Source organism: Acidithiobacillus ferrivorans (assembly GCF_016250455.1).
In the GTDB taxonomy this organism is placed as follows: domain Bacteria; phylum Pseudomonadota; class Gammaproteobacteria; order Acidithiobacillales; family Acidithiobacillaceae; genus Acidithiobacillus; species Acidithiobacillus ferrivorans.
Window position 1 is genome coordinate 2,112,690 of sequence record NZ_CP059488.1, and the last position, 21,565, is coordinate 2,134,254.

A 21,565-nucleotide genomic window follows, 5' to 3' on the forward strand; every position below is an offset into this window, starting at 1 on the left:
GCCTGACTCAGTCCTTCTCCGCCAGCCAGGCCATCTGGATGGCTTCGAGGATACCCTCGCTGGACTTTTCGGGTTCGCCTTCAAAATCGGGCAGTTCTAATATCCAACGATGCAGATCGGTGAAACGCAGATGGGTCACATCGGCGTCCGGGTGGGCTTCATCCAGGGCAATAGCCAGTTCCATGGTGTCGGTCCAGCGCATCAGTGCCGCTCCTTTTCCAGATTGATGGTGTATTTGGGGATTTCGATGACCAGTTCGGTATCGCTCACCTTCGCCTGACAACTGAGGCGGGAGGTAGGCTCCAGACCCCAAGCCTTATCGAGGAGATCTTCTTCCTTCTCTTCCGCCGCTTCCAGGCTATCGAAGCCCGCCCGCAAAACCACATGGCACGTTGTGCACGCGCAGGACATCTCGCAGGCATGTTCAATATGAACATGGTTGCGCATGGCTGCAGCAATAATGGTTTCCCCTGGTTCAGCCTCGAACTCCGCCCCTTCGGGACAGCTTTCCGGGTGAGGGAGGACACGTATTTTAGTCATTCAATCTCCCAGATCGTCAATGGAACGGCCAGCGATGGCACGGCGCAAGGCATTATCCATACGCCGTTGTACCAGCGGTCCGGCGGCTGCCTCGACGGCTTCGGCAGCGGCCGTGATGGCATCCGCATCACTGCCGGACAGGGCAACAGCCAGCGCCGCGCTGGCCTTGTCCACAGCCACGCGCTCTGCCGGCTCCAGCAGGCCCGCATCAGCCGCCAGCGCGGTCGCAAGGGCTTCACGCACGCGCGCGCCATCCACTTTGGCCTCTGACAAGCGTCGCTTGACGACATCTTCTGCGCCATGCCTGAAAGAGTCCTGCAACATGTTCGCAATTTCTTCATCGTTCAGACCGTAAGACGGCTTGACGACGACTTCCGCGCGCACACCAGTACTCGCTTCTTCCGCACTCACGGCCAGCAGGCCATCGGCATCCACCTGAAAGGTGACGCGAATCCTTGCCGCACCGGCAACCATGGAAGGGATGCCGCGCAGACTGAAGCGCGCCAGCGAACGGCAGTCCTGCACCAGATCGCGCTCACCCTGCAAGACGTGAATACTCATGGCCGTCTGACCGTCCTTGAAGGTGGTGAATTCCTGCGCCCGTGCCACCGGTATAGGGGTGTTGCGGGGAATAATTTTCTCCACCAGCCCGCCCATGGTCTCCAGACCGAGGGACAGGGGTAACACGTCCATCAACAGCAGATCTTCGCGCTGGTTGCCCACCAGGGCATCCGCCTGAATGGCGGCACCCAATGCCACCACCTGGTCGGGATCCATGTCCGTCAGCGGCACCTGCTGAAAGAATTCCTCCACCATCGCGCGCACGGCGGGAACCCGGGTGGCGCCACCGACCAGTACGACGCCGTCAATCTCATCCAACTTCAAAGCGGCATCCCGCAGCGCCCGCCGACAGGCCGGGAGGGTACGCTGGATAACGGGTAGAATCAGTGACTCCAACTGGCGGCGCGCCAGTTTCACCGTGAGCGCCGCGCGACCAGGCGGCAGCAGCGCCACCATTGTTTCGTCAGTGCTGCTCAGCGCCTCTTTGGCCTGGCGCGCCTGCTGGAGGACCTGTCGTCGCCAGAGCGGGTCGGCGGTGTCACCATCCTCCTCCCGCAGCAGCCATTCGGCCAGCGCATGATCCATGTCATCGCCACCCAGAGCGGAGTCACCGGCAGTCGCCAGCACCTCAAAAACCCCCGCCTGCAGGCGCAATATGGAGATATCGAAGGTTCCACCGCCCAGATCGTAAATGGCAAAGACACCTTCACTGCCTTTGTCCAGCCCGTAGGCGACTGCAGCAGCCGTTGGCTCCGCCAGCAGGCGCAATACATTCAGTCCTGCCAGACGGGCGGCATCTTTAGTCGCCTGACGCTGGGCTTCGTCAAAATAAGCGGGCACCGTAATCACCGCGCCCTCCGGCTCGCCACCGAGGGTTTCTACCGCCCGTTCCTTGAGCACGCGCAATATTTCGGCAGACACTTCCACGGGTGACTTTTCACCGGCTATCGTGCGCAGGCGCAGCATGCCTTCTCCAAGAACAAGGTCGTAAGGCAGGTGTCCGGCGAGGGCCTGCACATCGCTGTGGCCACGCCCCATAAAGCGCTTCACCGAAGCAATGGTATTGTGCGGATCCTGCCCGGCTGCGGCGACCGCCGGATAGCCGACACTGACCGCACCGCCACCGCAGTAGCGCACCACCGAAGGCAGCAGGTATTTACCCTCCTGATCGCGCATAACGGTGGGCACCGCGGATAATACGGCGGCCACCAGCGAGTGGGTGGTCCCCAGGTCAATGCCAATAGCCAGCCGCCGTTGATGAGGATCGGCGGCTCCGCCAGGTTCTGCAATTTGCATTAACGCCATGCTGTACCGCCTTGATCTATCTGTATAAGCAGGTTCAATTTAAAGCTGCTTACCGGTTTATGGTCGAGCAGTTCTGCCACTCAGACATTCTGTAACGACTCTTCGCTGCGGTCTATTTCGCCGACGAGTTTATCGAGAAATTGCAGTTCGCGCACCGCTGATCCCGCAGCTTCCGACTCTGTGCAAGGTAAAATGGCCAGCAGCCCTTTGAGACGCTGCACCACCCTGGTCACTGCCTTATCCACTTCCTGACGCAAAGCCTCCATGCCAGGCAAGTCCCTTGCCGCCATAATATCTTCCAGGCGTTCACGATAGAGCATTTGCGTCATCAGCAGCCCAGGATCGGCCACTTTCACCTGCTCGCCCAGCGCATCCACACCCTGACACTGCAACAGATAATTCGCGCGCTTGAGTGGGTCCCGCAATATGGCCAAAGCCTCGTTGAGGCGAGTGCTCCATTCCAGGGAATAACGTCTTGCCGTCGGTTCCGCATGGGCGAAGCGATCTGGATGCAGGCCTTTTTGCAACGCAAACACCTGCGTACGCAGTGTCTGCACATCCAGATCATACTTTTCTGGCAGGCCTGCCACCGCGAAAAGCGACAGATCAGCACGAAAAGGCTGCACGACCCCGCAGGAAGCACAAAGTGCGGAGGGAGCGACCAGCTCCGCCCCGCACTGAAAGCAGGAATCCGCCATCAGGTCGTAAAGCTCTCGCCACAGCCACAGGCATCTTTCACGTTGGGATTATTAAAACGGAATCCCTCGTTCAGGCCTTCGCGGGTAAAATCCAGTTCGGTGCCATCCAGATAAATGAGGCTTTTGGGATCCACAAAAAGACTCACATCATCATGGGGAAACACCATATCTTCCGGGTTGGGGACGTCCACAAACTCCATGACATAGGACAAGCCGGAGCAGCCACTGGTTTTAACACCGATGCGAATACCCAAACCCTTGCCACGCTTAGCAATACTCTTGCGCACCTGCTGCGTCGCACTTTCCGATAAGGTCAGAGCCATGACGGTATCCTAGTGTGCCGCTTGGGCACTGGCCATTTCCGCAGGTGCGGCCACTTGCGCGCCGCCCTGCTTGTTGCGGTAATCCTCGACCGCAGCTTTGATGGCGTCTTCGGCCAGCACGGAGCAGTGAATCTTGACTGGAGGCAGTTCCAGCTCTTCGGCGATATGGCTGTTCCTGATGGTCATGGCTTCGTCGAGGGTTTTGCCCTTGACCCACTCCGTCACCAGCGAACTGGACGCAATAGCCGAACCACAGCCATAGGTCTTGAACTTGGCATCTTCGATAATGCCCTGCCCGTTCACCTTGATCTGCAAACGCATCACATCGCCACAGGCCGGTGCACCCACCATGCCAGTACCGACACCGCTATCGTCCTTGTCCATCGCCCCTACGTTACGGGGATTTTCATAATGATCAATCACTTTTTCACTGTATGCCATGACTATTCTCCTTTTGTAAGAGCCTCAATGCGCAGCCCACTGAATGCTGTTGAGATCAATACCTTCCTGATGCATCTCCCAGAGGGGAGACAACTCCCGTAATTTGTCCACTTTCGCGGCGATGAGTCCAATGGTAGCGTCGATTTCCTCTTCCGTCGTGTAACGACCGATGCCGAAGCGGATGGAACTGTGCGCCAATTCATCGGACTTACCCAATGCACGGAGCACATAAGAGGGCTCCAGACTGGCCGAGGTACAGGCCGATCCGCTGGATACGGCAATTTCCTTCAATGCCATAATCAGCGACTCGCCTTCCACAAAGGCAAAACTGATATTGAGGTTGTGCGGCACCCGATGTTCCATGTTGCCATTAATATAAGTTTCTTCCACCCGTTCCTGAATACCCTTGAGCAAACGGTCGCGCAACTGGCGGATACGCTTGGCATCGCTCTCCATCGACTGTACGGCCAGTTCGGCTGCCGCACCCATACCGACAATCTGGTGGGTAGGCAAGGTCCCGGAACGCATGCCGCGCTCGTGGCCGCCACCGTGCACCTGGGCCTCGACCCGCACCCGGGGCTTACGCCGCACATAGAGGACACCGATGCCCTTGGGACCATAAATCTTATGCCCCGACAGGCTCATCATGTCTGCCTGGATGGCTTCCACATCGACCGGAATCTTGCCCAGGGCCTGCACGGCATCCACATGGAACAACACCTTTTGCGCGCGCAGCATCTTGCCGATTGCTTCCATGGGCTGGATGACGCCAATTTCGTTGTTCACATACAGCACGGAAGCAATGATGGTATCCGGACGAATTGCCGCCGCAAAAGTCTGCAGGTCGACCAGACCGTCCTCCTGCACTTCCAGATAAGTGATTTCAAAACCTTCACGTTCCAACTGGCGGCAGGTGTCCAGAGTCGCCTTGTGCTCCGTGCGCAAGGTGATGAGATGCTTGCCTTTGCCGGAATAGAAATGCGCCGCACCCTTGAGGGCCAGATTGGTTGCTTCCGTCGCACCTGAAGTCCAGACAATCTCACGGGGGTCGGCATGAATAGCATCGGCCACCTGCTGGCGCGCCTTTTCCACCGCTTTTTCCGCCGTCCAGCCGTAGGGATGGGAACGGCTGGCCGCATTACCGAAATCATGGGTCAGAAAAGGCAGCATCTGTTCCAGGACCAGCGGATCCACCGGCGTCGTCGCCTGATAATCCAGATAAATGGGACGATCCGGATTGATCAGCAAGGACTGCTTGCTGTTCAGTTCAATGATCTTGGGTTGATTCATTTCTTGCACCTCACGGTCTCAAGCGGTTTTATGCGTCGAACGCACAGATGTTTTGTCCAGCATTCGGATCGGTACAACCTGTGCCGATTCCTTACTTAATTGCTGCTCTACCAGTTGTCCGAGGGTAATCCCCCCGAGAAATTGAGCGATATGATCTCCCAACTCTTCCCACAGGTCATGGGTAAGACACTGCTGCCCATCCCCTTTACAACACTGCTGCGGGTCACCACCACATTGGGTCGTGCTGATCGACTCATTGACCGCCTCGACAATATGCGTCAGCGGGATCGCCGAATCCGGCATGGCCAAACGATAACCACCGCCCGGCCCGCGTACACTTTCCACCAGACCATAACGACGCAAGCGGCCAAAGAGCTGCTCCAAATAGGCCACAGAAATCTGCTGACGCTGCGCGATATCGGCCACCGTCACCACGCTACCACGCTGATTGAGCGCCAGATCCAGCATGGCGGTCACTGCGTAACGCCCTTTCGTCGTCAGTTTCATATTCGGTGCTCCTCTGCACGACATCCTACTATCTATACTAAATTAGTCAAGTATTCTTCCCCGCCCGCGTTTCTTTACTTTTCTGGAATATCATCCTCCAGCCTGCAGACGATTTCCTCCACAGGCATCATGATCTCTTGCGGTTGCAAGCGCTGCACGCCCTCCCGCAGCTGCGCAATCTCCGCATCCTGGCGATGCATGTGTTCCAGCATACACTCCACGGCCCGCGCCACCGGATCCGGCATTTGCCCGGTCAAGCCGTAGGCTTCGAAGTTATCCGTATGCTCACCCTTACTAACGACCCGCCCTGGGATACCCACCACCGTAGCCCCCTCTGGCACCGATTTGACGACCACCGCGTTCGAGCCAATCCGCGCATTATCCCCGACCGTAATAGGCCCCAGCACCTTAGCACCGGCGCCGACAATGACACCATGCCCCAAGGTCGGATGGCGCTTGCCCGGCTGCCAGGAGGTGCCCCCCAGGGTCACGCCGTGATAGAGGGTGCAATCGTCACCGATTTCCGCCGTTTCACCGATAACGACCCCCATACCATGATCAATAAAGAAGCGTTCACCGATCTGCGCCCCCGGATGAATCTCGATGCCAGTCCAGAATCTGGAAAAAGCCGCCAGACTACGGGCCAGAAGACGCCAGCGGTGACGCCAGAGGCCATGGGCAACCCGATGCAGGAACAGGGCATGGACGCCGGGATAGGTAAGCAACACTTCCAGGCGGGTGCGCGCCGCCGGGTCGCGCGCAAAGACTGCGTCGAGATCACCCCGCCAGTGTCCACCCATCATTGCCCCTCCCACTTTAACCCGAGCCACCACCCAGCCCCGCATTAAAGACTATCCTGATCCTTTCTGTCTACTTTAGCAGCCCAGCGCTCGATTTCGGTGAGGATGCCGCGCAGAATATTCACCTCGTTCCGACTGGGTCGGGCACGATCAAAAAGACGACGCAGGCGACGCATCATGCGGGTTGCACGCAATTCCTGAAGAAAACCGCTGCGGCGCAGCACATGCTGCAGGTGTCTGTAAAAGCCTTCCATATCCTCGACAGGGGCGGACTGCTCTTCCGGCGGCGCTGCCAGTTGTGGCAGGGTCATCAGCGCCGCGATATGGAGCTCATAGGCCAATACCTGCACCGCCTGCCCCAGATTCAGGGAGTGATATTCTTCCGCCGTCGGGATATGCACCAGCACTTGGCAACGATCCAGCTCGGCATTAGTCAGGCCCGTCCGCTCCCGACCGAAGAGCAAGGCACAGTCCCCATTGCCCAAATCAGCTAAAATGTTTCCCGCAGCCTCCCGCGCGTTACTGCTGGGCCATTGAATACGACGATCTCGGGCGCTGGTGCCATAGACCTTGTGGCAACCCTGCAAGGCGGTATCCAGATCGGCGCAGACCCGAGCGGCATCCAGAATATCTTCGGCCCCGGAAGCAAGGGCCGTGGCCTCTGGATCGGGGAAGAAACGCGGATTGATCAGCACCAGATGGCGCAACCCCATCACCTTCATCGCGCGTGCCGCCGCGCCGATATTGCCGGGATGACTGGGTTCAACGAGGACAATACGCAAACCCTGCAAAGACGTCCCGATCATGTCCGCCGCCCGCATCCGTGCGGCCACCACCATTCTCCTTTATACTGATTCAACTCCGACTCATCCTCGCACAAGGTTCCCATGCAGCATCCTATTCTCGTTACCGCTATTCGTGCGGCCCGCAAAGCTGGCGATATCATCAACCGCAGCTTCGACCGGGTCAATGAAATCAGCATCACCACTAAGGCGCACAATGACTTTGTCACTGACGTTGATCAGCGCGCCGAGGCCGCCATCGTTGAAATCGTGCGCCGCGCCTATCCCGATCACGGGATTCTCGCCGAAGAAGGGAGCCGCATCTCCGATAAAGACTTCGAGTGGATCATCGATCCACTGGACGGTACCACCAACTTCATCCACGGTATGCCGCAGCTCTGCGTCTCCATTGCCGTCCGCCACTTCGACCGTCTTGAGCACGCTGTCATCTACAACCCTGTGCATGACGAGCTGTTTACCGCCAGCCGCGGCAGTGGTGCCCACCTCAATGATCGCCGCCTGCGAATTGCCCAACGCAAGGATCTGGACGGTGCCCTGCTCGGCACCGGTTTCCCCTTCCGCGACTTTTCTTACCTGGACACCTATCTCGCCACCTTCAAGGCTTTGATGTTGAAGACCGCGGGCATCCGCCGGCCTGGCTCGGCGGCCCTGGACCTCGCCTATGTCGCGGCCGGACGTTATGACGGCTTCTGGGAGTTCAACCTCAAACCCTGGGACATCGCTGCCGGTGCGCTACTGGTGCAGGAGGCTGGCGGCGTCGCCACCGACTTCAAGGGTGATCAGAGTTACCTACAAAACGGCAACATCGTCGCCGGCAATCTGCGTATCCACGCCCAGATGCTGCACATCATCAGCCAGGAGATCAACAAACCGGCTTCCTGATCCGGGGTTGCTCGGCATTCAGACGCAAAAGTCCCGCCCGTACAGATCGCTTTCAGGACATTCGAGCTACCTTGTTGCTTGTTGCCATTACCCCCTGGTCATACCTCAAGGGCCTCCCTGATGCACTCAAGAAACAGCGCCGATGCCTCATTGATCATGGTCAGCTTGGGTTTTTTCGCGGCCATATCGACAGAAATGGCCGCCATCGCCTCCTGGTAACGAAGATATGCTTGCGCTATGGGGGGTGTGCCTAAACCCAAGCTGGCAACATGGCTGCTTACCGGGCTAATGGTGGCAATCTCTGCAAGAAGGGCCGCGGAAATCATCGGAACCTGCATCAGAAGCGTCTTCATGGTGTCGCAGAAGCGTAAATGACAGGCGTATAGTCCGAGCAGCGATTTCGGCCCACGGTAGGGAGCCGGGGTGTACGCCCGGAGCCAGGACAGCATTTCTGCGGCAGGCATGGCGCGCGCGATGGCGTACCCCTGCGCCTGTGATACGCCGAGGGCACTCAGGGCATCCAGAATTTCCGGCGTTTCCGCACCCTCCGCCACGAAATCCACCCCCAAGCCCTGAGCAAGGCCCAGGAGGCTATGCACAAAATGCAGATTGTCCGGCCGTTGCGCCAACTCCCGCACGAAACTTTGGTCCAGCTTGATCTTGTCGATTGGCAGTTCCTTGAGTCGCAGCAGGGAGGAGTAGGCACTACCAACGTCGTCGAGAGCGAGACGCACGCCGGTCGCCTTTATTTCCAGTAGCCTTTGTCGAGCGCTGGCAATAGATAAAAAATCGCCATTCTCCAGTATCTCCAGGGTGATGCGGGCGGGATCAATCCCGGCCGGTCCAATGATTTCCGCCAGACAATACAAGCAGGCGTCATGGGTGAGGAGTTCCGGTTCCACATTGACGGATACGCTGAGTGGAAACCCCGCTGCTTCCCAGATAGTCACATCCTGAACCGCCTGGGCGAGGACCGCCCGGGTAAGGGCGCGGCGCTCGTCTACCGAGAGGAACGATAGAAAACGGGCAGGAGCGAGGATTTCGCCAGCGCCGTCCAGCAAGCGCGCCAATGCCTCCACAGCTATCACTTGACCATTTTCGAGATCAATGACGGGTTGATAATGGACGCGCAAGCCTCCCGCAGCGAATAGGGTGCTCATGCTTTGCCGGAGGACGGTCACGTCCATGTCCGTATCGGCGTGATAATAGGCCCAGAATCGCTGCCGGTTTCGCTTTGCTTCCTTGATAGTGTAGAGGGCCTGGTCCGCATGGCGTAGCAGCAGATCAGGATCGCCGTCGTCGAAAGGATAGAAGGTCAGCCCCAGACTCCCCCCCACGGTCACACTGTCCCCGCCAGGAAGTATAAAAGGTGCCTCGATGGCCCCCTGGATCCGGGCGAGGACCAACTCCAGATCATCCATGTTTTTCAGGTCTTCAAAGACGAAGACAAATTCGTCACCGCCAAGGCGGGCCACGAAATCAGTCTGCCGCAGTGCTCCCTGGAGACGATCAGCAAAGGTGGTCAGCAGGATGTCGCCGGCGGCATGACCGTATTGGTCGTTGATGGGTTTGAAGTCATCAAGGTCCAACATACCTATCGCCATTATCCGTTCATGGCGGAGGGTGCGGGCCATGGCATCCACCAGGCGCGGAGATAGAACAGCACGGTTGGGCAGTCCGGTCAGGGGATCGTGATCGGCGAGCCAGGCCTGTTGGCTATGAACAGCATCGAGGCGCACCCGAAGATCGATCTCGTCGAGGCCATGGCTGAGGAGCCGGGCGATTCGCGCCAACAGCCCCAGGATCGCCTCATCAAAAACCCCGGTGCGATCAGCAATGGCAACGAGGACGCCCCAGATCACTCCCTGCCGATGGATTGGAATGGCCGCGGAAGCACGCCAGCGGTGCCGTAGAAACAGATCGTGCAACGCCGCCAGAGAAGGATCCGCCAGATAATCGTTGCTAAAGTGCAGACGTCCGCTCCGCCAGGCCCGGGAAGCAAGGCTCTGACCCTCCGGGGTATCTGCCACGCTCAGATGGATGGAGTCGATGGATTGGGCACCGCGTCCTGCCGTAACTAGGCATTTCATAAAGCCTTCTTCATTGGGATGACCGACCCAGGCCGCGGTGAAGAGATGGCTGATGGCAAGACGTCGACAGGTTTCCCTGAAAAGGTCACGCTCGTTGTGCGCGCGCAGAAGGATATCCCCCTCGGCCATGAGTGCGTGATACAGGGTGTTGAGTCGCTCCAGGGTTTCCCGATGGACGGTCTCTTCCGCAATCAGATGCAACCGTTCCAACGCGAGCCCCAGGACCACGGCGAGATGCGCGAGAATCATCTGCTGGTCGGGGTGTCCAAAAAAGCCCCGTTCCCGACTCAGCAGCGCAAGGACGCTCCGGCTCCGTCCGCTGGAGTCAACCAGGGGGATGGCGGCGTTGGAATTCCAGCCAAAAGGCTGGGCCTGCTCCTGCCACGGCCGCATGGAAGCGTCGCTGCCCCAGTCTGGGGTGACCTGCACCTTCTCGGTCCGCCATGCGCGTCCGGCCGGACCCTGGCCTTGGGGCGTATCGTCGATGCTGACTGTGACGGTCGCGAGATACTCGGCCATGCCTACTCCGGCAGTCACCATAACAACCATCTTGCCAGTGCTGTCCGGATACCCGAACCAAGCGCCGTCGACACCGCCTTCCCGAATGAGGAAGTCCATGATCTGTGGGATCATCGTTGCTTCGGAGTCCGCGCCGACCATCAGGTGGTCCAGGTGCAGGAGTAGGTTCCGGACATCACCGGAGCCCTCGGCGTAGCCTTCAAGCTGCCAAGCCAGATCCCGCAACAGGCGTGCCACCAGCAAAGAGCGCAGCAGGTGACGATCTCTTGCGGCAATTTCCGGCTGCTCTATCTGTTCCAGAAGATGGCGCCAGTACAAGGCGTAGCTGTCGGCCACCCAGGATGGCAACACACCGTGACGATAGTGGGTCCGGCCTGCCAGATGGGCATCCTCGCGCCAGGATGTCTCCATTTCCGGACTCAGGAGTAAACGCAGATGGCGTGCCTGCGCCGTACGCAGGTGTTGGTAACGTTCGGGGGAAAGCCGGTTCAATACCTGCGCACGCTCGGGAATAGCCTCCAGCGTCTGATAAAAGGCCGCAATGAAGGCTTCGACCCCTGCCGCCAGGAACTCGTAATAACTGGCAAGAAGAGCGACGGAAGGGATTGGATATTCAGCGGATGACAAAATTCACCTCGGTTACTTCACACAGGGCGACGGCTCAGCCCGTTACTGACTGAGGGAGCCATTCCTGGAAAGTCAGTCGGATGGCATCGTGGCTGAGAGCTGCGATGATGACAGTTTCCCCGACACATCGGCCTATAGAGATCACCTATACGCCCACAATATATCACTCCCTTTTATGGATACATAACCATCCCCAAATTTCGCAATTGCTATCAGAGAGGGGCGCGCCATGCGGTACCATCAAGCCCCAACGGGGCGATAGGCAAGTGCCTGCGTGCTGAGTATATTGGACTGCGGCACCGCCTTGCCCTGGCCGCCTTCCGGGCCGGTGGCCTGGCACGTCCTCAAAAAGTTGCGGCGCGCGTGCGGATGAGCCACCCTGCCAGCACAGTGGGATCGGCAAAACAAGCCGCAGCACCGCTGATATCCAGGCGTTCCGCGCTGTGTACACCGCAAAGCACACCCACCGGCAAGACCCCGGCGGCAACCGCCATTGCCATGTCGTGCACCGTGTCGCCTACCATGATGGCGGCGCTTGGCGGCAAGTCGTAGTGCTTCAGTAATTCGTAGAGCATCAGGGGATCGGGTTTGGAGCGGCTTTCATCGGCACAGCGACTGGCGCTGATGCAAGCGGCGAGGCGCGGATGCTCGCCCAGCACCCGATCCAGACCACGGCGGGCTTTACCGGTGGCCACAGCAATCTGATAGCCAGCATCGGCGAGTTGCACCACCGTATCTTCCACCCCCGGAAAGAGGGGCATTTCGCGGGCCGACGTGCCGAAAAAGCATTCCCGGTAACCCTCCAAAATCCGTTCCCGGGTTGGTTTATCCGCATCGGGGGCGAGGACCGCTAAGGCGTCTTCCAATCCCAGCCCAATGATTTCCTGATATTGCTGCTCACCACGATCCGCCAGTCCGGCATAGGCAAAAGCATGGGTCAGGCAGCCGCAGATAACAGAGATGCTATCCATGAGGGTGCCGTCCCAATCGAAAATAATCAGGCGGCAATCATCAGGGGGCAAAATCATCCGGCAGACTGCTTACGCAACTGAGTCAGAATGCTTTGCAGATCAGCCGGCAGCGGGGCCTCAATACGCATGGGCCGGCCGTCCTGCGGGTGGCGGAAGCCCACCAGCGCCGCGTGCAAAAAAAGTCGCCGCAGACCCAGGGTACGCAGACGCTGGTTGAAGACTGCATCGCCATATTTTTCATCGCCCGCCACCGAATGCCCAATCGCTTGCAGGTGAACCCGAATCTGGTGCGTACGCCCGGTATCGAGATCAGCCTGCAGCAGTGCCGCAGCAGGGAAATGTTCCAGCGGCAGAAAGCGCGTATGTGCGGCCTTACCCTCCACCGGGTCCACCCGCACCATGCGCTCGCCGGACTGCAAGGTATTCTTGCGCAGGGCCAGACGCACGGCACGCGCCTGCCCCTGCCAGTCACCGGCCACCAGCGCCAGATAACGTTTCTCCATGAGACCTTCCCGCAGTGTCTCATGGAGCGCACGCAGCGCCGAGCGTTTTTTACTCAGTATCAGACAGCCAGAGGTGTCGCGGTCCAGGCGGTGTACCAGCTCCAGTTCACGGGCATCAGGCCGCAACTGACGCAATGCTTCGATGATGCCCCAACTCAGACCCGAACCACCATGCACGGCCAGCCCGCTGGGTTTGTCCAGCACCAGCAGATGGGTATCTTCGTATAGGACAGCAGCTTCCAGTTGGCTGCGCAAGTAGCCAGGCAGTACGGCAGGATCGCTGGGCTCCGCCACCCGCACCGGTGGCAAACGCAGTACGTCACCCTCAGCCAGATGATAGTACGGCCGCACCCGTCCCTTATTCACCCGCACTTCACCGCTGCGCAGGATTTTGTAGATGTGGGAGCGCGGCACGCCTTTCATCACCCGCAGGAGGAAGTTATCCAGCCTTTGCCCCGCTTCTGCATCGCTTACCAGCCATTGCCGCACCCCATTTTCTGCCATGTTTACCCTATCCCTGCGCTTTTAATTTGCGATTCTATTCTTTTATAGCTTATATTTCGACTTGGGATGCTGCGCTTTTCGGAGCGCGACCCCAATTTCAGCATCGCCGGGCAACCCCCGCCGGTCCCAATTACAAACGCTGCGCTCCCTGACGGGTCCTTTCGGGCTTGCGGGTTGAGCGCCGGAGAAAGAAGAACTTATGAAACGGATGTTGATTAACGCTACCCACGCAGAGGAGTTGCGGGTGGCTTTGGTAGATGGTCAAAAACTCCTCGATCTGGACATTGAACGCACTTATCGGGAACAGAAAAAAAGCAATATATACAAGGGTCGCATCACCCGTGTGGAGCCCAGCCTTGAAGCCGCCTTCGTCGATTACGGTGCCGAACGGCACGGCTTTCTGCCCCTCAAGGAAATCGCCCGGGAATACTTCCTGCAGCAGGAACAGGGCCGCAAACGCATTCAGGATCTGGTGCGGGAAGGTCAGGAAGTCATCGTTCAGGTAGACAAGGAAGAGCGCTCCAGCAAAGGCGCGGCGCTCACCACCTTCGTCAGCCTGGCCGGACGCTATCTGGTGTTGATGCCGAACAACCCGCGTGCCGGTGGTGTCTCCCGGCGCATTGAGGGTGATGACCGCACCCAGATCCGCCAGCACCTGCAACTCCTGGACATCCCCGAAAACATGGGCGTCATCGCCCGCACCGCGGGGATCGGTCAGGAACTGGAGGCCTTGCAGCGCGATCTGGAGTATCTCAAACAGATCTGGCAGGCCATCGTCGATACAGCGGCACCGCGTGCCGCTCCCTTCCTGATTTATCAGGAGGGTAACGTCGTGGTACGCGCCCTGCGCGATCACTTCTCCGAAGATTTCGGGGAGGTGCTGATCGACGATGAGGGAGCCTACAACGCTGCGGTACAATTCATGGGCTCCATGATGCCGAAAATGGTGCATCGTCTGAAGCATTATGACAATGACGTGCCCCTCTTCTCCCGCTATCAGATTGAGCAGCAGATTGAATCGGCCTTCAGTCGCGAAGTGCGCCTGGAGTCAGGGGGCGCCATCGTCATCGACCATACCGAGGCGCTGGTGGCCGTAGATGTAAACTCGGGCCGCGCGACCAAGGGCCAGGATATTGCGGAGACCGCTTTCCAGACCAATCTGGAAGCCGCTGAGGAGATCGCCCGGCAGATTCGCCTGCGCGATCTGGGTGGGCTCATCGTGGTCGACTTCATCGATATGGAATCCCCCAAACACCAGCGTGAAGTGGAGAACAAGCTCAAGGACGTCCTCAAGCTGGATCGGGCCCGGGTGCAGTTGGGGCGCATCTCCCGCTTTGGTCTCATGGAAATGTCCCGACAACGTCTCGGCGCCAGCCTGGAAGAAGCTTCTTCTGAACCCTGCCCGCGCTGTAACGGTACCGGTCAGATACGGGGCTGCGAAGCCACCAGTATGCACGTCCTGCGCCTGCTGTACGAGGAGTGCATGAAAACCGGTGCCGCAGAGATAGAGTGTCGGGTGCCGGTGGATGTGGCCGTATATCTGCTCAACGAAAAACGCCGCCCGATTCTGGAACTGGAAGCAAAGACCGATACCCGCATCCTGATCATTCCTTCGCCGGACATGGTCACGCCTCATTATCAGATTCAGCGGACGCGGGTGGAAGGCGACAGCAGCCGACCGGCACCAGTCGTCGGCAGCAACAACAGCACTCTGCCCGCACGCCCCAGCCGTCCGACGAACGAATCAGCGGCACTGAGCCCGTTGACGGCGTCGCCGCCGCCGGATGTATTACCCCCTTTACGCAGCCCAACAGCACCCAGCAGCCCGAAGGCGAAAGCGTCCGCCAAGGTGGCCGTTCCGCCGGAAGAGGGTATTCTGGCCCGGCTGGTGCGGGCACTGGTATCCCGCTATGTGCCGGTTGACGCAGCAACTTTCCTGACAGAGACCAGTGGCGCTGAACTGCCGGAGAGCTCGGAGCAGGCCAGCGAGATGGGCACCGATACCCAGGAAAGCAACAGCGAAGACCGCAACAGCCGGCGGCGACGCCGTGGTGGACGCCGTGCGCGTGCCCGGCGTTCCACTCAGGGCGGGGAAAATGGCGCAGAACCATCTTCTTCTGCGGACGCGGAAAATGCTGAGGGTACCTACACGACAGAGGGCTTCCAGGATAAGGATCTACTGGCGGGGCCAGTGGATGACATCCATGTTCCGGAAGAACTCGTCTATCCCGGCACGGTACCTGCCGCCGCCGACTGGCACCAGATGCTGGTCCCTGCTACGGCGCCGATTCCCGTCGCCGCTGCGACCATCGAAAGGGGTTCGGTAGAAGAAGAACGCCCTCACGCCACCGGGCAGCCGACGGCAGCGGAGCCCGTGCCTGAACCCATTCAGGAATCTATCAACGCGGCAATTCCGGAATCCATCCTGCCCGCGGTGCAACCGGAACCCGTACCGGTTGCTGTTCCCAACGAAGGTGAGCAGCAGTCTTTCCCACTGGGCGAAGACTGAGGAACCTCTACTTTCAAGTACCCGGGTTAAGCGAGCAGCGCTGCCTTATTCCTGCCGCCATGTCGTGCCTCCGGGGCCATCTTCGAGGATGACTCCAGCGGCTGTCAATTCCTGCCGGATCCCATCGGCACCGGCGAAGTCGCGGGTCCGCCGCGCCGCGGCGCGCGCGGCAATACGCTCCTCAATCCAGTGGGTATTCGTCGCATCGCCGCGGAGAAAATCCTCTGCGTCTTGTTGCAGCAAGCCCAGCACTCCCGCCAGTTCCCGTAATAAGGTAGCCAGCGGTGCAGCAACTTCGCTGCCCTCATCCCGCAGGCGATTCATCTCGCGGGCCAGGTCAAAGAGTACCGCCAGAGCCGCTGGCGTATGAAAGTCGTCACTCATGGCGGCATGGAAACGCTCCCGCCACTCGCTACCCAGCTCCACCACGATTTTGCGCCCAGGCATCCCACGCAGGGCGGTATAGAGCCGGGTGAGGCCTGCCTTGGCCTGCTCCAGCGCCTCTTCCCCATAGTTCAGCGGACTACGGTAATGGCTGGACAGGATGAAAAAGCGCAGCACCTCGCCCGAATAGCGGGGCAAGAGTTCCCTTACCGTGAAGAAATTATTCAGCGATTTGGACATTTTCTCGTCGTTGATGCGGACAAAGCCGTTGTGCATCCAGTAATGGGCAAAAGCGCAGCCCGCGCCCTGTGACTGGGCAATTTCATTCTCATGATGGGGAAATTGCAGATCCGCACCACCACCATGAATATCAAAGGCACAGCCCAGGGCATCGGCGGACATGGCGGAACATTCGATATGCCAACCAGGCCGTCCTTCTCCCCAGGGGGAGGCCCAGGATGGCTCACCGGGCTTGGCCGCCTTCCACAGGGCAAAATCCAGAGGATCCCGCTTGTCTTCACCAACATCCACCCGTGCGCCCGAGGTCAATTCGTCAATGGATTTGCCGGACAGGCGCCCGTATTCCGGGAAGCTGCGCACCGCGTAGTACACATCGCCATTGGCCGCCGCATAGGCATGTCCTCTGTTGATGAGTTCGCCGATCAGGGTTTGCATGGCACCCACATGCTCCGTCGCCCGCGGTTCCTGATCAGGGCGCTGGCAGAGCAACGCCGCCTCATCTTCGTGCATGGCGTCGATGAAACGTGCCGTGAGAGACTGGATCGACTCGCCACGCTCCACGGCCCGACGAATGATTTTGTCGTCGATATCGGTGATATTGCGGACGTAAGTCACCTCGTAGCCGCGCTCGCGCAGATAGCGCACCACCATATCAAAGGTGACCATGACCCGGGCATGGCCGAGATGACAGAAGTCGTATACGGTCATCCCGCAGACGTAGAGTCCCACATGATTGGGGCGCAGCAGTTCCAGCGGCGTTTTACCGCGGCGCAGGGTATCAAAGAGGGTCAGTACCGGCAGGGTGGTCATATTTTCAGCCTCGACAAGCGTTCAGGAGCGTTGGGCAGCGGCATGAAGACGCGTTAACGCGCGCTCTTCACCGATGAGAGGGAGGAGCGCCGCCAGTTCCGGTCCGTGGGTGAGCCCGGTAAGCGCAGCGCGCAGGGGCATGAACAGCGATTTACCGCGCTGCCCGCTGGCTTGCTGCAGGGCCTTGGTCCAGAGCCGGTAGTCGCCACCTGCGACCTGCAGCGTCGTCTGGGCAGCGGCCCAGAATTCAGGACCAACACCGGTGATGGCCGCAGCGGCTTCTGCGTCCATTGCGGGGGTGGCAAAACAGCGCTCGGCCCAATCCAGGGCATCGGCGGGCAGCACAGTATTGGCGCGCACCGCGGCGACAAAAGGCATTTCCCGCCCCGTCGGCACTTTGTCCTGCAGATGGGGTGCCAACCAGTTCCAGACGGCGGCATCGTCCAGCGACTGTACCGCTTCGTGCTGCCAATGCTGCAACTGCACCGCATCAAAATGGCCGGGTGCCTTGCTGATCTGGGTCAGCGCAAAACCCTGGGCCAACGCCGTATTGTCCAGAAAATCCGTCGCGGTGTAATGGTGACCAAGGCGCGCCAAGTAGTTGCGTACCGCCGCTGGCAAATAGCCGTGATGCTGCAGATCGCGCAGGCTGGTGGCCCCGTGGCGCTTGGACAGGGGCTGGCCGTCGGTACCCAGCAATAAGGGCAGGTGGCCGTAGTCCGGCACCGGCAAACCCAGCGCCTGCATGATCAGGATTTGCCGGGGGGTATTGGTGAGATGGTCCTCGCCGCGCAGGACCAGAGTCACCCCCATCAGCGCATCGTCGACGGCATTGGCAAAGAAAAATGCCGGACTGCCGTCACTGCGGCGGATGACAAAGTCCCCCAGATCAGCCAACGCATACTGACGCTCGCCCCAAACCAGATCGGGCACGCTGAGGATGCCTTGGTCGGGAATATGGAAGCGCAGCGTGGGTCGCGTACCCGCCGCCTCTCGCTCGGCGCGCGCCCCGGCGCTGAGATGCCGACAGCGTCCTCCATAACGTGGTGCTTTCCCCGCCGAGCGCTGCACGGCGCGCTCGGCGGCCAGCTCATCGGCGCTGCAATAGCAGGGGTAAGCCTGTCCGGTCGCCTGTAAGCGGGCATAGTACGCATCATAGAGGGCCAGACGTTCCATCTGCCGGTAGGGGCCGTGATCGCCACCACGGTCCGGGCCTTCGTCCCAGTCGATGCCGAACCACTGCAGATCTTCCAGCAAGGCCTTCTCATAGATATCGGGGGAGCGCTGCTGATCCGTATCTTCCAGGCGTAAAATAAATGTACCATTCATGCTCCGCGCCGCCAGCCAGGCAAAAAGGGCGGTGCGGGCATTACCGAGGTGGAGGTAACCGGTGGGACTGGGCGCGAAGCGACTCTTGAGATTCATGGTGGTATAGTATTGCGCCATCGGCCGCGTCGCAATGTAAAAACGGGGGCAGGGTATTTCGCAAAGTGCAGACAGACCTGCATGGACTTTGCTAAGTACTCATCACACGGGAAGAAACGGCATGGCTCAAGCTAAGACCCCGGGTGCGCGCGCCAAGCAGCCTAAGCGCCACCACTATGGTCGCTGGATTGTACTGATCATCCTGTTGATTCTGATTAATATCGGGATCGGCATCGGCATTTACATCTACCGCATCTGGCAGACCTTGCCCCCCGTTCACGAACTCAGTGAATGGCATCCTGACGAACCTCTGCGGATTTACGCCGCCGATGGCACGCTGCTGCAAGAAGTGGGTCCACAAATGCGCTATGCCCTGCCCCTTGATCAGATTCCGGTCAAATTGCAGGAGGCTTTTATCTCCGCAGAAAACGCGCGTTTCTTCAGCAACAACCCGTTGTATTATCCGGTCAGCTATCCGGGAATTCTCCGTGCCGCGTTCGTAGATCTTATTCATATGGCGCCGGTGCAGGGTGCCAGCACCATCCCCGAGCAGGTGGCCCGCAACTTTTACCTGACCCCGCAAAAAACCATCTCCCGTAAAATCGCGGAAATCCTTCTGGCGTACAAGCTCACCCACCACTTTACCCATCAGCAGATTCTTGAGCTTTATCTGAACAAGATTTATCTCGGACAGGGTGCCTACGGTGTGCAGGCGGCCGCTCGGACCTATTTCGGAAAAAGCGTCGACCATCTTACTCTGGGAGAGATGGCCACTATTGCAGGGCTCCCCCCGGCACCTTCCGTGTTGAACCCCGTGGCCAATCCTGATCTCGCCAAAAGACGCCGGGCTTATGTGCTCAAGCGTCTGGAAAACCGTGGTTATATTTCCAAGGATGAAGCGGCAAGGGCCAACGCCGAACCCATATTATCGCGCTATCATGCGGCGGTCAGCAATGGTGCCCCCTACGTCACCGACTGGATCGCCAACTGGCTTACCCAGCAATTTGGCAGCGATTTCACCTACCGTTCCGGGCTCAAGGTGTACACCACTATCCTGCCAAAAGATCAGGAAGCCGCGAACAAAGCCGTTGCCATAGGGCTGGAAAATTACGATATGGGTTTATCCAGTATGGACTTCAAAAGCTATCGCGGCCCCATCGAGCGTCTCAGCGGCAACGCATTGCAGGCCGCGCTCACCGGTAAGCGGCCCAATGTATTACCCCCCCATGACCCGGCCAATCTCAAATGGGGCGTCGTGGTCAGTGCCGATGCCAAAAGCGCTACAGTTGCTCTGGAAGGCAAGAAAAACATCATACTGACCTTGCGTGATGTGAGCTGGGCACGCCCCCACCCCGGCGCGCCCAAACCACGCCTCGTCAATGCGGTGCTGCACAGCGGTGATCTGGTCTGGCTGCGTCCTTATGTACATTCTGTTACGGCAGGGGCAGGTCAGGAATGGGGGGTTAATGTCTGGTCCTCCGCTGGCAGAGATAGCGGTTGGCAGCTCTCACAGATTCCCCAGGTACAGGGTGCTCTGGTGAGCCTGGATAGCCACACCGGGGCAATCCACGCCCTGGTCGGTGGCTTCAGTTATGAACTCAGCCATTTTAATCGCGCCGTTTTTGCCTATCGGCAACCGGGCTCCGGCTTCAAGCCCTTTGTCTATGCCGCAGCCATGGATGCGCCAGCGTTGCTTGCTTCAGGCAAAAGCAGCTATATGACGCCACAGACGCCGATTCCAGACACCCCCCTGTCCATTACCTTGCCGACAGGTCAGGTCTATACACCGACCAACTATAGCAATAAGTTCTCCAATACTCCGATCCCGGTCTGGTCAAACCTGGCTTACTCCCATAACGTACCCAGTGTTCGCATCCTCATGGACATCGGCATCCCCTACGCAGCGCAGTATGTGCAACGCTTTGGTTTTCCGGCCAAGCAGGTACCGCAAGTACCTTCCATGGTGCTCGGCGCGGGAGATTATAGCCCCTTACAGCTGGCCCGCGCCTATGCGGTCTTCTCCAGCGGCGGTTTTCTGCCGAATCCCTACCTCATCACCAAAATTGTGAATAACCGCGGCACACAAATCTCCCTGCTCAATTGTCCCATGGGTTATGCACCACCCGCGCAAGAGACCGCTATTCCGCCGGGGGTTGCTTATTTGCTGACCGAGATGATGCAGCAGGTGATCAAGATCGGGACTGGCGTCGCGGCCCAGAGCTTGGGGCGCAATGACATTGCGGGCAAAACTGGCACGACCAACCACGAAAATAATGCCTGGTTTAATGGCTTTAGTCCGCATATCACCACCAGTGTCTGGGTGGGTTATGATGACAACCGCAGCATGGGCCGCTGGGCTGCGGGGGCACGTGAGGCACTACCCATCTGGATTCACTTCATGCGGACCGCCATGGCAGGCAGCCCTGCTACCGGTTTCTTCCGACCGCCTTCCGTGACCGGACCTACCATCAGTGGCGGTAGTAATGTTATTGGCGTCAGCGATTATCTGGCGGGCTATCCACCCATTGCTGCACCCACGGCTTCTACGACAAGTGGCGCAGGAATGGACCTTGGTGCCAAGCTCTTGAACACCATAAAGAACCTTTTCTAAAGTGCCACGGTCAGAGATATCCCGCAACCGGTGCGCTCCGCGTTTACAGTGCTGAGCCCGCACCATAACCAGGAAGGCCAATCCGGTTGTCGCCCAAAGCTGCTACTGGTAACATGTTACGCTTCTGCATCAAGGTAGAGCGATCATGGTTAACGTGTTTGACCGAAGCCATTTGCGGTTTTCACGTTCGCCACCGGAGCCCCGGCGCATGTCGGTGCCGTC

18 protein-coding genes are annotated in these 21,565 nt (G+C 59.0%); 3 read left to right on the forward strand and 15 right to left on the reverse strand.

The genetic code is table 11. The features are described from left to right. Nucleotides 1-7: 7 nt before the first annotated feature. From iscX to H2515_RS10585, 10 genes are all read right to left on the reverse strand, one after another. Nucleotides 8-202, reverse strand: coding sequence for a Fe-S cluster assembly protein IscX (gene iscX, locus H2515_RS10540; RefSeq protein ID WP_035194150.1), 195 nt, complete (start codon nucleotides 200-202; stop codon nucleotides 8-10). Continuing rightward, nucleotides 202-540 (reverse strand): ISC system 2Fe-2S type ferredoxin, encoded by a 339-nt coding sequence (fdx, locus tag H2515_RS10545; RefSeq protein WP_035194148.1) that lies wholly within the window; start codon nucleotides 538-540, stop codon nucleotides 202-204. The genes iscX and fdx overlap by 1 nt, the downstream gene beginning before the upstream one ends. Next, nucleotides 541-2,406: a Fe-S protein assembly chaperone HscA gene (hscA, locus tag H2515_RS10550; RefSeq protein WP_198660059.1), complete on the reverse strand. Its 1,866-nt coding sequence runs from the start codon at nucleotides 2,404-2,406 to the stop codon at nucleotides 541-543. A gap of 80 nt (nucleotides 2,407-2,486) precedes the next feature. Beyond that, a complete protein-coding gene (gene hscB, locus H2515_RS10555) occupies nucleotides 2,487-3,104 on the reverse strand; it encodes a Fe-S protein assembly co-chaperone HscB (RefSeq protein ID WP_051984878.1) in 618 nt (205 codons plus the stop codon). Next, the gene (gene iscA / locus H2515_RS10560; protein ID WP_014028523.1) at nucleotides 3,104-3,427 is read right to left on the reverse strand and encodes an iron-sulfur cluster assembly protein IscA; all 324 of its coding nucleotides are present in this window, start codon (nucleotides 3,425-3,427) and stop codon (nucleotides 3,104-3,106) included. The genes hscB and iscA overlap by 1 nt, the downstream gene beginning before the upstream one ends. Nucleotides 3,428-3,436: 9 nt before the next feature. Beyond that, entirely contained in the window at nucleotides 3,437-3,868 is a 432-nt protein-coding gene (iscU, locus tag H2515_RS10565; protein WP_014028522.1) for a Fe-S cluster assembly scaffold IscU, read from the reverse strand. Between the two features lie 24 nt (nucleotides 3,869-3,892). Continuing rightward, nucleotides 3,893-5,158, reverse strand: coding sequence for an IscS subfamily cysteine desulfurase (locus H2515_RS10570; RefSeq protein WP_232821349.1), 1,266 nt, complete (start codon nucleotides 5,156-5,158; stop codon nucleotides 3,893-3,895). 18 nt (nucleotides 5,159-5,176) lie between these two features. Beyond that, the gene (locus H2515_RS10575; RefSeq protein ID WP_035194142.1) at nucleotides 5,177-5,665 is read right to left on the reverse strand and encodes an Rrf2 family transcriptional regulator; all 489 of its coding nucleotides are present in this window, start codon (nucleotides 5,663-5,665) and stop codon (nucleotides 5,177-5,179) included. Between the two features lie 74 nt (nucleotides 5,666-5,739). Further along, nucleotides 5,740-6,510 carry a serine O-acetyltransferase gene (cysE, locus tag H2515_RS10580; RefSeq protein WP_332873288.1) on the reverse strand — a complete coding sequence of 257 codons (771 nt, stop codon included), beginning with the start codon at nucleotides 6,508-6,510 and terminating at the stop codon, nucleotides 5,740-5,742. Continuing rightward, on the reverse strand, nucleotides 6,510-7,298 hold the full coding sequence (locus H2515_RS10585) for an RNA methyltransferase (protein ID WP_232821350.1): 789 nt from the start codon (nucleotides 7,296-7,298) through the stop codon (nucleotides 6,510-6,512). Before H2515_RS10585 ends, cysE begins: the two co-directional genes overlap by 1 nt. A 54-nt stretch (nucleotides 7,299-7,352) precedes the next feature. On the opposite strand from H2515_RS10585, the gene H2515_RS10590 reads away from it, so the two are divergent. Then, nucleotides 7,353-8,150 carry an inositol monophosphatase family protein gene (locus tag H2515_RS10590; protein ID WP_035194140.1) on the forward strand — a complete coding sequence of 266 codons (798 nt, stop codon included), beginning with the start codon at nucleotides 7,353-7,355 and terminating at the stop codon, nucleotides 8,148-8,150. A gap of 98 nt (nucleotides 8,151-8,248) precedes the next feature. Here the strand turns inward: H2515_RS10590 and H2515_RS10595 are convergent, their stop codons facing one another. The 3 genes from H2515_RS10595 to rluC all read right to left on the reverse strand — a co-directional run bounded on the left by H2515_RS10595 (nucleotide 8,249) and on the right by rluC (nucleotide 13,364). Next, nucleotides 8,249-11,386: an EAL domain-containing protein gene (locus H2515_RS10595; protein ID WP_198660060.1), complete on the reverse strand. Its 3,138-nt coding sequence runs from the start codon at nucleotides 11,384-11,386 to the stop codon at nucleotides 8,249-8,251. A 344-nt stretch (nucleotides 11,387-11,730) separates the two neighbouring features. Continuing rightward, nucleotides 11,731-12,414 carry an HAD family hydrolase gene (locus H2515_RS10600; protein ID WP_198660061.1) on the reverse strand — a complete coding sequence of 228 codons (684 nt, stop codon included), beginning with the start codon at nucleotides 12,412-12,414 and terminating at the stop codon, nucleotides 11,731-11,733. Then, a complete protein-coding gene (gene rluC / locus H2515_RS10605; RefSeq protein ID WP_198660062.1) occupies nucleotides 12,411-13,364 on the reverse strand; it encodes a 23S rRNA pseudouridine(955/2504/2580) synthase RluC in 954 nt (317 codons plus the stop codon). Before rluC ends, H2515_RS10600 begins: the two co-directional genes overlap by 4 nt. Before the next feature lie 199 nt (nucleotides 13,365-13,563). On the opposite strand from rluC, the gene H2515_RS10610 reads away from it, so the two are divergent. After that, nucleotides 13,564-15,873 carry an Rne/Rng family ribonuclease gene (locus H2515_RS10610; RefSeq protein ID WP_198660063.1) on the forward strand — a complete coding sequence of 770 codons (2,310 nt, stop codon included), beginning with the start codon at nucleotides 13,564-13,566 and terminating at the stop codon, nucleotides 15,871-15,873. 45 nt (nucleotides 15,874-15,918) lie between these two features. Here H2515_RS10610 and cysS read toward each other — a convergent pair whose 3' ends face one another. Both cysS and gltX read right to left on the reverse strand, forming a co-directional pair. Then, nucleotides 15,919-17,307: a cysteine--tRNA ligase gene (gene cysS / locus H2515_RS10615; RefSeq protein ID WP_198660064.1), complete on the reverse strand. Its 1,389-nt coding sequence runs from the start codon at nucleotides 17,305-17,307 to the stop codon at nucleotides 15,919-15,921. Between the two features lie 21 nt (nucleotides 17,308-17,328). Next, nucleotides 17,329-18,753: a glutamate--tRNA ligase gene (gene gltX, locus H2515_RS10620; protein ID WP_232821351.1), complete on the reverse strand. Its 1,425-nt coding sequence runs from the start codon at nucleotides 18,751-18,753 to the stop codon at nucleotides 17,329-17,331. A 100-nt stretch (nucleotides 18,754-18,853) separates the two neighbouring features. Between gltX and H2515_RS10625 the strand changes: the two genes are divergently transcribed. Beyond that, nucleotides 18,854-21,343: a penicillin-binding protein 1A gene (locus tag H2515_RS10625; protein WP_198660065.1), complete on the forward strand. Its 2,490-nt coding sequence runs from the start codon at nucleotides 18,854-18,856 to the stop codon at nucleotides 21,341-21,343. Nucleotides 21,344-21,565: the final 222 nt, after the last annotated feature.